The sequence below is a fragment of the Paenibacillus sp. FSL A5-0031 genome (genome assembly GCF_001956295.1).
Lineage (GTDB): Bacteria > Bacillota > Bacilli > Paenibacillales > Paenibacillaceae > Pristimantibacillus.
On the sequence record NZ_MRTD01000001.1, the window covers coordinates 357115 to 371531 of the forward strand.

Annotated in this window: 18 protein-coding genes; all 18 read left to right on the top strand. The window is 44.1% G+C overall.

Features of this window, described 5'->3' with window-relative positions:
- Window positions 1–39: 39 nt before the first annotated feature.
- The 18 genes from BK120_RS01460 to BK120_RS01545 all read left to right on the top strand — a co-directional run bounded on the left by BK120_RS01460 (window position 40) and on the right by BK120_RS01545 (window position 14407).
- Window positions 40–462, top strand: coding sequence for a DUF2487 family protein (locus tag BK120_RS01460; RefSeq protein ID WP_076265689.1), 423 nt, complete (start codon window positions 40–42; stop codon window positions 460–462).
- Window positions 463–703: 241 nt separating this feature from the next.
- Window positions 704–1237: a Rieske (2Fe-2S) protein gene (locus tag BK120_RS01465; protein ID WP_076265690.1), complete on the top strand. Its 534-nt coding sequence runs from the start codon at window positions 704–706 to the stop codon at window positions 1235–1237.
- Window positions 1238–1253: 16 nt separating this feature from the next.
- Window positions 1254–1925, top strand: a complete 672-nt coding sequence (gene qcrB / locus BK120_RS01470; RefSeq protein WP_076265691.1) for a menaquinol-cytochrome c reductase cytochrome b subunit — start codon at window positions 1254–1256, stop codon at window positions 1923–1925.
- Window positions 1926–1943: 18 nt separating this feature from the next.
- The gene (locus BK120_RS01475; RefSeq protein ID WP_076265692.1) at window positions 1944–2813 is read left to right on the top strand and encodes a menaquinol-cytochrome c reductase cytochrome b/c subunit; all 870 of its coding nucleotides are present in this window, start codon (window positions 1944–1946) and stop codon (window positions 2811–2813) included.
- Window positions 2814–2903: 90 nt separating this feature from the next.
- On the top strand, window positions 2904–3536 hold the full coding sequence (locus BK120_RS01480) for a DUF1405 domain-containing protein (RefSeq protein WP_076265693.1): 633 nt from the start codon (window positions 2904–2906) through the stop codon (window positions 3534–3536).
- A 42-nt stretch (window positions 3537–3578) separates the two neighbouring features.
- On the top strand, window positions 3579–4448 hold the full coding sequence (locus BK120_RS01485; protein WP_076265694.1) for a sporulation protein YpjB: 870 nt from the start codon (window positions 3579–3581) through the stop codon (window positions 4446–4448).
- Between the two features lie 243 nt (window positions 4449–4691).
- Window positions 4692–5027: a nucleotide pyrophosphohydrolase gene (locus BK120_RS01490; RefSeq protein WP_076265695.1), complete on the top strand. Its 336-nt coding sequence runs from the start codon at window positions 4692–4694 to the stop codon at window positions 5025–5027.
- Between the two features lie 54 nt (window positions 5028–5081).
- On the top strand, window positions 5082–5624 hold the full coding sequence (locus BK120_RS01495) for a tetratricopeptide repeat protein (protein WP_076265696.1): 543 nt from the start codon (window positions 5082–5084) through the stop codon (window positions 5622–5624).
- Window positions 5625–5629: 5 nt separating this feature from the next.
- Window positions 5630–6436, top strand: a complete 807-nt coding sequence (dapB, locus tag BK120_RS01500; RefSeq protein WP_256710752.1) for a 4-hydroxy-tetrahydrodipicolinate reductase — start codon at window positions 5630–5632, stop codon at window positions 6434–6436.
- 29 nt (window positions 6437–6465) lie between these two features.
- Complete coding sequence (locus BK120_RS01505) at window positions 6466–6885, top strand: methylglyoxal synthase (RefSeq protein ID WP_179089721.1); 420 nt, start codon at window positions 6466–6468, stop codon at window positions 6883–6885.
- Entirely contained in the window at window positions 6885–7580 is a 696-nt protein-coding gene (bshB1, locus tag BK120_RS01510) for a bacillithiol biosynthesis deacetylase BshB1 (RefSeq protein WP_076265697.1), read from the top strand. The genes BK120_RS01505 and bshB1 overlap by 1 nt, the downstream gene beginning before the upstream one ends.
- A 64-nt stretch (window positions 7581–7644) precedes the next feature.
- Window positions 7645–8811: an N-acetyl-alpha-D-glucosaminyl L-malate synthase BshA gene (gene bshA / locus BK120_RS01515; protein WP_076265698.1), complete on the top strand. Its 1167-nt coding sequence runs from the start codon at window positions 7645–7647 to the stop codon at window positions 8809–8811.
- Between the two features lie 30 nt (window positions 8812–8841).
- The gene (locus BK120_RS01520) at window positions 8842–10119 is read left to right on the top strand and encodes a CCA tRNA nucleotidyltransferase (RefSeq protein ID WP_076265699.1); all 1278 of its coding nucleotides are present in this window, start codon (window positions 8842–8844) and stop codon (window positions 10117–10119) included.
- 52 nt (window positions 10120–10171) lie between these two features.
- Window positions 10172–11146, top strand: coding sequence for a biotin--[acetyl-CoA-carboxylase] ligase (locus tag BK120_RS01525; RefSeq protein WP_076265700.1), 975 nt, complete (start codon window positions 10172–10174; stop codon window positions 11144–11146).
- A gap of 256 nt (window positions 11147–11402) precedes the next feature.
- A complete protein-coding gene (gene panB / locus BK120_RS01530) occupies window positions 11403–12314 on the top strand; it encodes a 3-methyl-2-oxobutanoate hydroxymethyltransferase (RefSeq protein ID WP_076265701.1) in 912 nt (303 codons plus the stop codon).
- On the top strand, window positions 12311–13261 hold the full coding sequence (panC, locus tag BK120_RS01535) for a pantoate--beta-alanine ligase (RefSeq protein WP_076265702.1): 951 nt from the start codon (window positions 12311–12313) through the stop codon (window positions 13259–13261). The genes panB and panC overlap by 4 nt, the downstream gene beginning before the upstream one ends.
- Window positions 13188–13571 carry an aspartate 1-decarboxylase gene (gene panD / locus BK120_RS01540; protein WP_076265703.1) on the top strand — a complete coding sequence of 128 codons (384 nt, stop codon included), beginning with the start codon at window positions 13188–13190 and terminating at the stop codon, window positions 13569–13571. The genes panC and panD overlap by 74 nt, the downstream gene beginning before the upstream one ends.
- Before the next feature lie 122 nt (window positions 13572–13693).
- A complete protein-coding gene (locus BK120_RS01545; protein ID WP_076265704.1) occupies window positions 13694–14407 on the top strand; it encodes a hypothetical protein in 714 nt (237 codons plus the stop codon).
- Window positions 14408–14417: the final 10 nt, after the last annotated feature.

Below are 14417 nucleotides of genomic sequence, written 5' to 3' on the forward strand. Positions count from 1 at the left end.
TATAGGCTGCAATTATGTTAAGGAGTGAGAATGTAAACGATGAAATTTAGTGAAATAACGAAAGAGCAATGGGATGAATTAAGTCCATATTTGGATACTTGCCTGCTTCCTGTGACTGGAATGCCGAATGCAGCAAAGCCGTATGAGGCAACAGAATGGCTTGAGCAGCTTAGGGACATAATGGATTTAATTGAAATCCCTTTTAAAGGGAGAGTGGTCACTTATCCTGCATGGCATTACATCTCCGACAGCGAGCGTCTCTCAGAGCATTTAAATGAGTGGTGTGCTGCGGCGAAGCGCGGCGGGTTTCGTTATGTTATTGCGGTAACTGCAAATAATCAATTGATTGCCGAGTGTCCAGAAGTGGATTTATGGTTTGGTCCGAATCAAGATGGTGAGATTCCGCAGCAATCTGATGTTTCTAATGCGATACGGAGTTTATGGAGTGGACAGACTACATGAATTTCATAAAATTGTCGTATAATATAGTTAGATTTCGGGGAAAACAAATGCCAGACAAGGTCAAATGTGACAAAATGATAACAAATTATTGAACGATAATTTGATAAACGTTCAAATATGAAGCCATATTCTTGACGCTCCCAAGCACCTAGGCTATTATAAGTTATGTCCTAGTTCGTCATGTGTTTTTGCCCTGCGGCAAGACGCGAGATATGGTTGGCAAAGGGGGTTAGAACAGAAGATGAGTAACCATGAACAACACGAGACCGCGCATCGACCGGTTCAGCGCAAAGAAATGTCCCGGCGTCAATTTTTGTCATATACGCTTGGCGGCACAACTGCATTTATGATGGGCGGCGCGGTATTACCAATGGTTCGTTTCGCAGTGGATCCACTCCTTGAGAAAAAAGGCGAGGGTACATACGTAAAAGTTGTGGAAGAGAGCAAAATTACGACCGAACCGCAAGAATTCAAATTTAAAATTCATCAGATCGACGGTTGGTATGTAAGTGACCCAGAGCTTGCAGCTTGGATTTCGAAGGATGCGAACGGCAAGATCTTTGCACTTTCACCAGTATGCAAACACTTAGGTTGTACGATCGGATGGAACACAAAAGGTCAAAATGAATACGATTGTCCTTGTCACGATGCGCGCTACACGAAAGACGGGAAAAACATTACAGTTGCCCCGAACCCATTGGATGAGTACGAAGTGAAGCTTGAAGACGGCTTCGTGTACTTGGGTCCAGTAATGCCGAATACAAGAATGAAATAAGGAGGTCGTATGACAGATGTTTAAAAGTGTTTACAACTGGATCGACGAGCGTCTTGACATTACGCCTCTGTGGAGAGATGTGGCTGACCATGAAGTGCCTGAGCACGTTAACCCAGCGCATCATTTTTCCGCATTCGTATATTGTTTCGGCGGCTTGACATTTTTTATTACCGTAATTCAAATTTTGTCAGGTATGTTCCTGACGCTGTATTATGTGCCGGACATTATCAACGCATATGCAAGCGTTGATTACCTGCAGCACAAGGTTGCATTCGGACAAATCGTTCGAGGCATGCACCACTTTGGGGCAAGCTTAGTTATTGTTATGATGTTCTTACATACCCTTCGAGTGTTTTTTACCGGTTCTTACAAGGCGCCGAGGGAAATGAACTGGGTTGTCGGAATGCTGATTTTCTTCATCATGTTAGGCCTAGGATTCACAGGTTACCTGCTTCCTTGGGATAACAAAGCTTACTACGCAACAAAAGTTGGTGTCCAAATTGCTGAATCCGTACCGGTAATCGGACCGTATCTCGCTTCATTCCTTTACGGCGGCGATATCGTAGGCGCACAAACACTAACTCGCTTCTTCGCGATCCATGTATTCTTCTTACCTGGCGCTTTGATTGCAATGTTGGCAGCGCACTTTATCATGATTCGGAAACAAGGTATTTCGGGACCACTTTAAGCGAAGGGAGGCATACTTATGGCGCATGGTCATAATTCGAACGAGAAGGTTGTCTATGTAGGCGACTCGCGTGTTAAGAAAAACAACCATCCGAACATTCCTCCGGACTACACGTCTTTTCCAGGTAAATCGGAAGCGTTTATTCCAAACTTCCTGCTTAAGGAATGGATGGTCGGCTGTGTCGTTTTGGTTGGTTTTCTTGTATGGGTTATTGCTGAGCCAGCACCACTAGGTTATCCAGCAGATCCAACGAATGCGGCATTTATACCGATGCCGGACTGGTACTTTTTGTTCTTGTATCAATTTTTGAAATACCCATATGTTTCGCAAGATTACATCTTGCTCGGAACAGTAGGTATTCCCGGAGTCATGTTTGGCGCATTGTTGTTAGCACCATTCCTCGACACTGGCAAGGAACGCCGCTTCTACCGTCGTCCGATTGCATCTTCATTGATGGGGCTAACACTTGTAGCTTGCGTTTACTTGACAGTTGTTTCTTGGGATCACTACCAGCATCAGCTTGAAATTAACGGACAAGTACCGGAACATATTGAGCGTGAAGAGAAGGCGCGTGAGGCTGCACTAGCAGGCCAAGAACGTCCGAACTACACGAAACCAGCAGTAGAAGCATCACTTGTTGATGCGAATGATCCAGCAATGAAAATTGCTGAGCAAGCAAAATGTATCAGCTGTCATGCAGCTGACCTAAAGGGCCAAGGATCTGTTCCTAGCTTGGTTGGCGTTGGTGACGTTTTGTCGAAAGAGCAGCTTGTAGAAGTAGTTACGAATGGTCGTAACGGCATGCCAGCTTTCGCTGATACTTTATCTGCCGAAGAAATTGATCAGCTGACGACTTGGCTGTCCAAACAAAAAGCGGCAACAGAATAAATCATCGAAAAAAACCTGATCGTATTACACGGTCAGGTTTTTCTTCGAATATAAGTCCTTTTTAATGATAAAGCGAAGGAGAAGTGATTCATCATGCTCGCTATTTTTTGGAGCCGTGAATTTTTACTAAGCCGACCATTTTTATGGTTGCTTTTTATTGTTAATTTTTTTGGAACGGTTTATGGTTACATCTGGTACGAGTCACAATTAGCAGCAACACTAGAGACCCACCCCGTATGGCAAATTGTTTTTGTACCCGATTCACCTACAGCAAGTCTGTTTTTTACGATTGCTCTACTTTATTTTTTGTTTCCGCCTAAGCGTTCAAACGGCCTTGTAACAGTTTTGCGGTACATCATTGAAGGTTTGGCTGTTGTATGCTCAGTCAAATACGGCATTTGGGCTGTATCGATGATTGTAGCGGGAGCATGGCAGGGGTCTGAGCTGAACTGGCAGCACTATATGCTTATGGCTTCTCATCTTGGTATGGCGTTTGAGGCATTGCTTTTTTTCAGATTTATGAAAGCAGGAGCTGTCTCGCTTATTGTAGCTACAGGATGGCTTCTTCTAAATGACACAGTAGATTATACCTATGGTATATTTCCATACCTTGCCGATCAATTGTACGATGATTTGGATGCGGTTCGCGCATTTACCTACGGTTTATCCTTCTTTAGTTTGGCAACTGGATTACTCGTATGGCGTTTTAGAAAGAAGGTATAACGATGGACATCCCTTCATAAGTTGTATTATGGGGGGATGTCCATGAAGATACGTTTTATTATTCCATTCGTCGTATGTATCGTCATGACGATAGGTTATGCTAATTTAGTCTGGGGCAGCGGAGCTAGTCTTCAAGCTTTTGCGTCCCGGCTGACGCCAGATCCAAGTAAACAGGTTCAACGGATGGATAATATTGCAAGCTCATTATATGAAGCGGCTTATACAAATAATCGACAAGCAGCTTATCAATATGTCCAACAGCTTCAGCAATTGGTTGATGGAGAACTTAAATATGCAGCTGGTAATGCCGAAGGGTGGCAAGCTGTTGAACGAGATGCCAATACAATTGAGAAAACGCTCGTTAAAGGCTCACTTGGGACAAGCTGGTTTGTAGAGGCAGCCCGAATTAAATTAACTGCTGATGCTCTTGCAAGGCCTAATAACGCCTTGTGGCTGCAATATGAGAAAATCATGCTGGATGATATTTCGCGTGTGGAAAAAGCTTGGAAGCGCCAAACTGATGATGGAGCTATAGCAGCACGAGCTGTAATGATAAGCTTGGAAAAACATGCAGATCGTATTAAACCTGCTGTCAGTATGATGTACGGGAGCAAGCATGAAACAGAGTTGATGGAGCGAATTCAGTATACGAATCGACTGCTAGAAGCGTCTCGCAAAGATAAAAATAATGTTGCCAGCATTAATCGATCCATGCTGGAGCTAAAGGATACACTCACTCGAATGTTTAATCAGAATCAATTAGAAGCGGATGTTCCCGTTGTTGCAGCAGTGCCTATTTCGAATCCCTTGCGCTGGACGCTTTTATTAGGCGCATTTATTTCAGCCATTCTTACTTATATAGGCTGGAGAAAATATAAAGAAAATCCTTTTGGAGTCAAGCCTATTTCCTAATGGGTAGATGATAGATCATAAATAATATGTAAATGCATTGTTTTTTTGAAGCAATGATTAGATTAAAGACATGAAAGTCGATATTGCGCACATTCATTTTTAGCAGCCAAATTAGCTGCTGTTGAATGATGCAATAGACGACTTTTTTGCTATCTAAAGAAAGCAATTTAAAAACATTGATTTTATTTGCGTCTTTAAGTTAACATATGAATGTATAGCTATCGACAGAAAGGAAATGTACAGATGTCGGAAAAAACGTTATCAGATATTCAGCGAGAAGTTGATGATTATATTTCTCAATTTAAAGAAGGTTATTTCAGTCCTCTTGCTTTGATGGCTAGAATGTCCGAAGAAGTGGGCGAGCTTGCTCGTGAAGTAAACCATTTCTACGGCGAAAAACCTAAAAAAGCCGATGAAGCGGATAATTCCGTTGAAATGGAGCTTGGTGATATTTTATTTATTCTTTCTTGCTTCGCTAATTCCCTCAATATAGATTTAACCGAAGCGCATAATAAGGTTATGCATAAATTCACTACTCGCGACGCGAATCGGTGGACGAAGAAAATAACCGAACAGTAAACAAGCTCCATACATATGCTGTACCATCAACCTGTGTACAAGGAGGATGGGCGGATGGATGGAGAGAGCTGCATGAAAAAGGCTTATGAATTCATCTTTAATAGTGATTTCGAGCAAGCGATATATTGGTTTGAGAAAGCCATTGAGGTTGAACCGGAAAATGCATTCTATTATCATACATGCGCCGTATCTTGCGCACGAAGCGGTAAATGGACAAAAGCGAAGCAGCATGCAGAATCAGCCGTTAGGCTTGCGCCCGAGCTTGCGGAGTATAGATATCATCTTCAAACCGTAGAAGCCGGAATTTTGCAAGCGGAGGCTAATTTTTTGCTGGCCAAAGTACCGCCTGAGCTCCATGAGGCAGCACCGTTACTTGAGAGAGCAGCACTGCTTGACCCCTTAAGCTTCGATGCATTTTATACGCTTGGCGTTTTGTATGCATCGCTTAGCCAATACGATAAAGCAGTCATTAATGCGAGGGAAGCAATGAGGCTTGATCCCAGCCATTCGGCAGCGAGAAGGCTATTTGCTGACGTTAACCGTAAGAGGCGTATGCTGCGATTTCAACTGGATGCAAAAAGAAAAAGGAACAGGTGATAAAGTTGACGACACAAAAAATACGCGTGGCAGTAGCTGGTGCAAGTGGAAGAATGGGACGCGAAGTTGTAAAAATGGTGCTGGAGGACGAGTCGCTTCAATTGGTGGCGGCCGTCGCTCCATCTGCTGGTCCTGTAGATGCGGGTATATTTGCAGGGAAAGCAGATACTGGAGTTATAGTTAGTGCAACACTTGAGGAAGCACTTCAAGGTGCTCAAGCCGATGTACTCGTTGATTTCACCATTCCTCTGATGGCATATGGCCATACGAAAACGGCAATTGAATTTGGAGTGCGTCCTATTATGGGGACAACGGGTTTTACGCCTGAACAGATCGTGGAGCTGGACGAGCTTTGCCTCGAAAAAGGAATCGGCGGTTTAATCGCCCCTAACTTCTCCATCGGAGCGATTCTGATGATGAAGTTCGCTGCAGAAGCATCAAAATATTTGCCCCATGTTGAAATTATTGAATATCATGGAGATCAAAAGCTGGATGCGCCTTCGGGCACTTCCATAAAAACAGCGGAGTTGATCTCGCAAGTGCGTAAAGAGTTTCGTCAGGGCAACCCGAATGAGGAAGAAGTCATTGAAGGTGCGCGCGGCGGCTATTACAACGGATTCCGTATACATAGCGTTAGACTTCCTGGTGTATTTGCTCAACAAGAGGTTGTGTTTGGCGGCCATGGACAAACGCTCAAAATTCGTCATGATTCCTATGATCGCGCAGGATATATGCCTGGTGTAAACGTGGCTGTGAAGAAGGTAATGACATACAGCGGTTTAATTTACGGATTTGAACATATTATGGATTAGATTATTAGGCAGCAGGAGAGGGGAACCGCATGTTGAATATTGCATTTATTGCGCATGATCGGAAGAAGGAAGAAATCGTTAATTTCGTAATCGCTTATGAGAAAGTATTTGTACCGCATAAGCTATACTCTACTGGCACGACGGGAACACGAATAATGGAACAAACAAACTTGTCCATTCATCGGTTCATGTCAGGCCCGCTCGGCGGCGATCAACAAATCGGTGCGATGGTTGCCAAAAATGAAATGGATTTAATTATCTTCTTGCGCGACCCATTAATGGCGCAACCTCATGAGCCGGATATTATTGCTTTGCTGCGTTTATGCGATGTACAAGGCATACCGGTTGCTACTAACGTAGCGTCTGCTGAACTGCTGGTTAAAGCACTTGAACGTGGTGATTTTGCATGGCGAGAGCTTGTCCATAAATATAAACCAGGTATTGAATAATGACGACAGAACTCGATATTCTCGTTTTTGGCGCTCATGCGGATGATGCTGAAATTGGAATGGGCGGTACCATCGCCAAACATGTACAAGCTGGCTATAAGGTCGGCATATGTGATTTAACGATGGCAGAGATGTCTTCAAACGGAACGGTCGAGCTGAGGAAACAAGAAGCGGATCAAGCATCCAAAGTGCTAGGACTGCAGGCTCGTACTAATTTGGGTTTGCCTGATCGAGGTTTGGAGCCTTCACGCGATCAAATCGAACGTATTGTAGCAGAAATTCGTTATTTTAAGCCGCGGGTTGTATTTGCCCCTTACTGGGTAGATCGTCATCCCGATCATGTGGCTTGCAGTAGATTAATTGAAGAAGCTGTGTTTAACGCCAAGCTGCGCCGCTATATGCCGGAGCTGCCTGCCGTACAAGTATCACAGCTTATTTATTACTATATAAATGATGTGGATCAAGTATCGTTAACCGTTGATATTAGTGATTTTCAAGCAACCAAAAGAAATGCGCTGCTTGCTTACCGTTCACAATTCGATGCGGCAGCAGGCTCCGACCGAGTGGCCACGCCATTAACGAATCATTACATAGAACGAGTAGAAGCACGTGATTCATTGCTTGGACAAGCAAGAGGCTGGGCATATGCAGAGGGATTCGCAATTAAGCGTCCTCACGCCATACAATATTTTTGACAATTCGTACAGCTCTTGTGTAATACAATAGTTATACGTAACGAACACAGGAGGTGCGACAACAGTGGCGAGAAAATTAAAGATTGGTATAACCTGTTATCCTACCTTGGGCGGATCGGGCGTAGTTGCAACCGAACTAGGTAAATTACTGGCAGAACGTGGTCATGAAATTCATTTTATTACACACAGTATTCCTTTTCGATTGGGACACTTTAATAAAAATATTTTTTATCATGAGGTAGAAGTTAATGATTATTATGTGTTTCGTTACCCGCCTTATGATCTAGCTTTAGCAAGCAAAATGGCACAGGTAGCAAAAATGCAGCAGCTTGACTTGCTTCATGTCCATTATGCGGTGCCTCATGCGGTTTGCGCCTATTTGGCGAAGCAGATGAATGGCGATGGCTTAAAAACGGTCACAACGCTGCATGGCACGGACATAACAGTGCTGGCTCAGGATGAATCGTTAAAAGATTTAATTCGTCTTGCGATCCATCAAAGTGACGCTGTAACTGCCGTTTCAAAGGATCTGATTCAAGAGACTAGACAGCTGCTTGATATTACGACACCAATCGATTTAACCTATAATTTTGTTGATAAACGTGTTTATTATCCACGCGATGCGGTTTCCTTGCGAGCTGATTATGCGGCTCCGAATGAGAAAATTTTGATGCATATTTCTAATTTCCGTCCGGTCAAACGGGTTGGGGATGTAGTTGAAATATTTGCTCGCGTTTCCGAGAAGGTTCCTTCGAAACTTCTCTTAGTTGGTGAAGGACCTGAGCTCTCAAAAATTCAATGTCGCATTCGCCAGCTTGGCCTTGAAGACCGTGTCCATTTTCTGGGCAAGCAAGAGGATGTTGCACAAGTCATTTCAATGGCAGATGTGCTGTTGCTTCCATCAGAGAAAGAAAGCTTCGGGCTTGTTGCGCTTGAGGCAATGGCTTGCGGCGTTCCAACTATTGGTTCTAACGCTGGTGGTATTCCTGAGCTTGTTACTCATGGAGAAACTGGATTTTTGTCAGAGATCGGCGATGTCGAAGATATGGCTAAAAATACGGAGAGGCTGCTTACGAATGAGAAGCTGCATGAGCAGTTTAAGCAGGCTTGTATGTTTAGAGCAAGAAACGAGTTTTGTAATGACGTAATTACAACACAATATGAGCAGATCTATTATCGGGTACTCGGCATAGAGGCAGATTTGCCAATCGCTGTTTGCAGCGATAGCTAATCATTTCCCCTGCAAGAAGAGGTGTATGACATGCAGCTTTCATTATCAACACCGATCATAGCTGCATTGCCTATCATTGAGCGGCTTCGAGAGCATCATTTCGAAGCCGTTTTTGTGGGAGGCGCAGTTCGTGATACGTATTTAGATATACCAATCAAAGACGTTGATATCGCTACATCTGCTCGTCCAGAGCAGGTGCTTGAGCTGTTTGAGCGATGCATACCAACGGGCTTGCAGCATGGCACGATAACGGTTATACAAGACAACATCACATATGAAGTAACGACTTTTAGGCAAGAATCCGCATATGAGGATCATCGCAAGCCAGAAAGTGTCCTTTATATTACCGAACTTGACGGTGATTTGCTGCGCCGTGATTTTACGATGAACGCGATGGCGCTTTATAGCGATGGCACGCTTTATGATCCATATGGCGGAATTTATGATTTGCAGTCCAAGAGGCTCCGCTCTGTAGGCGATCCGAACGCACGTTTTCAAGAGGATGCGCTTCGTATGTTAAGAGCGGTCAGATTTATTGGCGTCTACGGGCTCACTCCTTCGCTGCGAACATGGAAAGCAGTCATTCGTTATCGCGAGCTGTTAAAGTATATTGCGATGGAGCGTGTTCAGGTCGAGCTAGATAAAATGGTAGCTGGAGCTGCTCCGCAAAGAGCGCTGCATTTTGTTGCCGCAAGCGGACTTTTGTTTCATTTGAAGGAGTCCTTCCATGAAGAAACATTGATATCGCTGAAAGAGATGGGACACGGAGACCAAGCACAAACGATTTATTCTCGCTTGCATGAGCTGACAGCTGTTGATTCTCGCTGGGCGGCACTAGCAATAGGGTTGCAGTTATCTGTCGAGGCAGCGCAGCAGGCGATGCAAGCGTTGAAATTTTCAAATATGCGCAGTAAGACCATAAATTCAATTGTAGCGATACATAATGAAATGCTAGTTGTCTCGACGCAAACTAATGAGCGTGAACTTCACTCGAGCTGGTTAGGCATTGTCATTCGTTATGGAAAAGGGATTTGCGGCGAATGGATTCATGTTATGCGAACACTAGAGAAGCAGGAGCTAGCCTTCACTGCTGCGTTTCTAAGACGTTTGGAGAACTGGATTGATTTAATGACCGTTTCATCACTTAAGCAGCTTAAAGTGACCGGCAAGGATCTAACAAATCATTTGCATCGAGAGGCTGGACCATGGATTAGTGAAACGTTAAGCAGATTACTATTGCTAGCAGCACTTGGTGAGATTGAGAATGAACGAAATGTTTTGCTTGAGCAAGCGTCGCTCGAGCGATGATCAATAACATTCACAGCAGATTGTTTTGCATTATTTTAGGAGGCACGCGCAGATGAATCAGGAGCTCTTGCTTCAATTGTTTATAGACAAACCAGGTGAATACGTGTCAGGAGAAAACATTAGCCAAGAGCTCGGCGTCAGCAGAACGGCGATATGGAAGCATATTCGAAAGCTTGAAGCGGCAGGTTATCAATTTGAAGCTTCAAGGCGGCTTGGTTATCGACTTCTAAGCATACCGGACATGCTGTCTGTAGAGAAACTTGAAAATCAGCTGCAAGGCAACATATTTGGACAGCATATTCATTATTTTGAAACGGTGGAATCCACTCAAAATCTTGCTCGTGCTGCAGCAGAAGAAGGCGCCTTGGAGGGTACCTTATTTGTTGCTGAGCAGCAGGTTAAAGGCCGCGGCCGCATGGGACGAGGATGGATTTCGCCGCGCGGCAAAGGCATTTGGATGAGCATGGTGCTGCGTCCTTCCGTACCGATTCATTTTGCACCGCAGCTTACCTTATTGACAGCGGTAGCGTTATGCCGCAGCCTGAGACGTTTAACTGGGCTTCAGATTGGAATTAAATGGCCCAATGATTTGCTAATTGAAGGTAAAAAAATTAGCGGTATTTTGCTTGAATCAGCAGCAGAAGACGAAAGACTTCGATATGTTATTGCAGGGATAGGCATTAGCGTAAATCTAGAAGAAGCTGATTACCCAGTGGAATTGCTGGAGAAAGCAACATCACTTCGCATCAGCGGTCAGCAGAAATGGTCAAGAGAAGAAGTTATTGCTGATTTTCTGAAGGAATGGGAGCAGTTGTATTTCCTCTATCAGGAGCAAGGTTTTAGCCCGATTGTAACGTTATGGGAAGCTTTGTCCGTATCTTTGGGCAAAACGGTGCGCCTTACAACCCCTCAAGGCGATTTGGTTGGAATTCCGATTGGACTAGAAGAGAGCGGCGCTATTCGCATTCAACTGGAGGACGGCTCCATTAAGCCTGTTTTCTCTGCAGAGATGGGCGAACCTCTATAACGCATTACAAGTCGTTTACGTAATGAAAAAAGTTTGGTAAACTAAAGTCATCGGGCGGTATTCTAAGGAAGCTGCACTGATGATAAAAAATACGATGTAAATGGTTGGGAATGCACACTCTGCTCTGAGCCGTAGGGACCGAGACAGAAGGAAGCACAACAAGCAAACGTTTCCTTTTCAGTTTGGGGACCTTTTTGGCAGCGGCTAAAAGGTTTTTTTGTGTTTATCCTATCATTGAACGGGAGGATGAAAGCTGATGAGGAAACGACTGACGATTACAAAAATTAAGAAGATGAAGCAGGACCGCAATGCGATTTCCGTTTTAACAGCTTACGATTATCCTTCAGCCAAGCTTGCTGAAGAAGCTGGAATTGATGTCATTTTGGTTGGAGATTCACTCGGGAACGTTGTACTTGGATATGAGACTACCATCCCGGTAACCATTGATGACATTGTTTATCATACAAGAGCAGTTGCTAGGGGTGCCCAGCAAACGTTTATCGTTGCTGATATGCCCTTCATGACTTATGGCATTGGACGTGAAGCAACACTGCGCAATGCTGCGAAAATTATGCAAGAAGGCGGTGCTCAGGCTGTAAAGCTGGAGGGTGGCGTTGAAATTGCATCTGATGTTTCCGCGCTTGTAAAAGCAGGCATCCCTGTTATGGGGCATATCGGCCTGACGCCACAATCGGTTCATCAGCTTGGCGGGTACAAAGTTCAAGGTAAATTAGATGCCGAAGTGGAGCAGCTAGTCAAAGATGCGAAGGCGCTGGAAGAAGCAGGTGCTTTCAGTATCGTTCTTGAACTAGTAACTGAACCAATCGCTACAATGATCAGCGAAATGCTTTCCATTCCGATTATCGGAATTGGCGCAGGACGCGGTTGCGATGGCCAAGTGCTTGTATATCATGATATTTTGCAATATTCATCTCCTTATTTTGAGAAAAAATTCGTAAAAACCTATGCAGATATTGGAACAACCATTAGAAATGCGATTCAATCTTATGTAGACGATGTGAAAACAGGCCAGTTTCCTGCAGAAGAGCATGTATTTAATGCACAACCTGCCCATATTCCTTCTTTGTATGGCGGCTCCTCTGAGAGCAGCAATCTTAACATAGCTGAAAATAAGGACCTCGTGAATAAGGAGGTCAAATTGAAATGATCATTTGCCGCACGAAAGCTGAGCTAAAGCAGCAATTATCTGCTGTGCGCAAGGAAAATAAAAGCATTGGTTTTGTGCCAACTATGGGTTATTTGCATGAAGGTCACGCTTCCTTAATGCGCCAAGCACATGCCGAAAATGATACCGCAGTGCTTAGCATATTTGTTAATCCATTGCAATTCGGGCCTAATGAAGATTTGGATCGGTATCCGCGAGATGAGAAGCGCGATTTTGCGCTTGCAGAAGAATGCGGTATCGACATCGTGTTTATTCCTTCCGTTCAAGAAATGTATCCGAATAAGCCGCTGACAATGGTTATTGTCAATCAGGTAACGGATCGTTTATGCGGCGCTTCCAGACCTGGTCATTTTGACGGGGTGGGAACGGTAGTTAGCAAGCTGTTTCATTTGGTTGCTCCTGATCGTGCTTATTTTGGCATGAAGGATGCTCAGCAGGTTGCTGTCATTCAGCAAATGGTTGGAGATCTTAATTTTCCAGTGGAAATCGTGCCAAGTCCAATCGTTCGAGAACCAGATGGTCTTGCTTTAAGCTCAAGAAACGTTTTTCTTAATGCGGAGCAGCGTGAGCAGGCAGTCGTATTGTCCAAAACGCTGCAGCAGGCTTCCGACTGGATGAATGAACCTGATATGACGGCTGAGCGGCTGGAGGCTAAAGTGAAGCTGCAATTGGTGAAAGCGAGTGAAGCTGTAATTGATTATGTGGAACTGCTTCACTATCCATCCCTGCAGGTGCTGGATGCAAAAGTTTTATTAAATACGATTCAGCAACCGCTAATTTTGGCATTAGCTGTTAAGTTTGGCGCAACAAGGCTTATAGATAATCGGATATTACAGATAGCGGAGGTGAACCAGCATGTTCAGAACGATGATGAAATCCAAGTTGCACCGGGCAACAGTAACGGAAGCGAACCTGAATTATGTCGGTAGCATTACAATAGATGAAGATTTGATGGATGCGGCTAACATATGGGAAAATGAAAAGGTTCAAATCGTTAACAATAATAATGGTGCTCGCTTTGAGACTTATGTCATAACAGGTGAACGCGGATCTGGCGTAATTTGCTTGAATGGCGCAGCCGCTAGACAAGTTCAACCAGGCGACCAGGTTATTATCATTTCTTATGCGATGATGACTGACGCTGATGCTAAAGCACACAAACCGATTGTAACGATTTTGGATGCGAACAATCGTCCCTTGACTATTTTAAACGAAGAGCTGCACGCGACAATCCTGTAATTTGATCTTTCACTACGTTAATCCCTGTATTATGTAACGAATGGGATGCTGTATGAAAAGCGGCGTTGAAACAAAAAATGAACATAACACTCCTTAATTCTTTGGCGAAGGCGGGATGCGGTATGTTCCAGCATATGTTTTCATCCATGAACGAAATGCTTGATCAAATTATTGAACAGTACGATGGTGCAGGTGCAAGTGAAAAGCAGCAGTTCGAACAGCAAATGCTTGAGCTCAAAAAAGTAAGTGACACGTTTATTGAACAATGGCTTGAATTTGAAGAGAAGTTTTCTGAGTTCAAGGAGCAGCAAGGTGATCAAGCAGCAGCATCGCAAATTCAGGAAAAAGCCTCAGAAGAGGTGGTTCAATCAAGTATGCCTGTAAGTATCGCAGTCAGCAGTCCAGCTTCAGATTTTGAAATTTCGGACGAGCTGGCTGCGGTCATCTCCAAAGGACAGGGCTACTACAAGTTATTTATGTTTTCGCAAGCAGCAGTGCAATTTCAAGCGGCTATTTTACAATCGCCGGAATGTAATTTGGCTAGACTGTTTTTGGGCATGACTCAGATGCACCTCCAGAACTGGAGTGAAGCTCAGCGGCATTTTCAATTGCTGATTGTATTGACGGACTTCCCCAAATGGCTTGCAATGGGCTATAATGCGCTAGGATGCATTCAAGCGGTGCAAATGAATTTGGCACAAGCAGAGCAATTATTTATGAAAGCTTATGAGGTCTGTCCCAGCTTCAAGGATCCGTTAAACAATTTGAAATCATGTCAAGAAACACCCAAGCACTTATCGTTATATTTCGGAAGCACGGAGCTGTGCTGTTTGTGAGAGGATCGGG

Coding starts and splice junctions, on each gene's coding strand:
- BK120_RS01460 (WP_076265689.1), top strand. CDS start 40: ATGAAATTTAGTGAAATAACGAAAGAGCAATGGGATGAATTAAGTCCA.
- BK120_RS01465 (WP_076265690.1), top strand. CDS start 704: ATGAGTAACCATGAACAACACGAGACCGCGCATCGACCGGTTCAGCGC.
- qcrB (WP_076265691.1), top strand. CDS start 1,254: ATGTTTAAAAGTGTTTACAACTGGATCGACGAGCGTCTTGACATTACG.
- BK120_RS01475 (WP_076265692.1), top strand. CDS start 1,944: ATGGCGCATGGTCATAATTCGAACGAGAAGGTTGTCTATGTAGGCGAC.
- BK120_RS01485 (WP_076265694.1), top strand. CDS start 3,579: ATGAAGATACGTTTTATTATTCCATTCGTCGTATGTATCGTCATGACG.
- BK120_RS01490 (WP_076265695.1), top strand. CDS start 4,692: ATGTCGGAAAAAACGTTATCAGATATTCAGCGAGAAGTTGATGATTAT.
- BK120_RS01495 (WP_076265696.1), top strand. CDS start 5,082: ATGGATGGAGAGAGCTGCATGAAAAAGGCTTATGAATTCATCTTTAAT.
- BK120_RS01505 (WP_179089721.1), top strand. CDS start 6,466: ATGTTGAATATTGCATTTATTGCGCATGATCGGAAGAAGGAAGAAATC.
- bshB1 (WP_076265697.1), top strand. CDS start 6,885: ATGACGACAGAACTCGATATTCTCGTTTTTGGCGCTCATGCGGATGAT.
- BK120_RS01520 (WP_076265699.1), top strand. CDS start 8,842: ATGCAGCTTTCATTATCAACACCGATCATAGCTGCATTGCCTATCATT.
- BK120_RS01525 (WP_076265700.1), top strand. CDS start 10,172: ATGAATCAGGAGCTCTTGCTTCAATTGTTTATAGACAAACCAGGTGAA.
- panB (WP_076265701.1), top strand. CDS start 11,403: ATGAGGAAACGACTGACGATTACAAAAATTAAGAAGATGAAGCAGGAC.
- panC (WP_076265702.1), top strand. CDS start 12,311: ATGATCATTTGCCGCACGAAAGCTGAGCTAAAGCAGCAATTATCTGCT.
- panD (WP_076265703.1), top strand. CDS start 13,188: ATGTTCAGAACGATGATGAAATCCAAGTTGCACCGGGCAACAGTAACG.
- BK120_RS01545 (WP_076265704.1), top strand. CDS start 13,694: ATGTTCCAGCATATGTTTTCATCCATGAACGAAATGCTTGATCAAATT.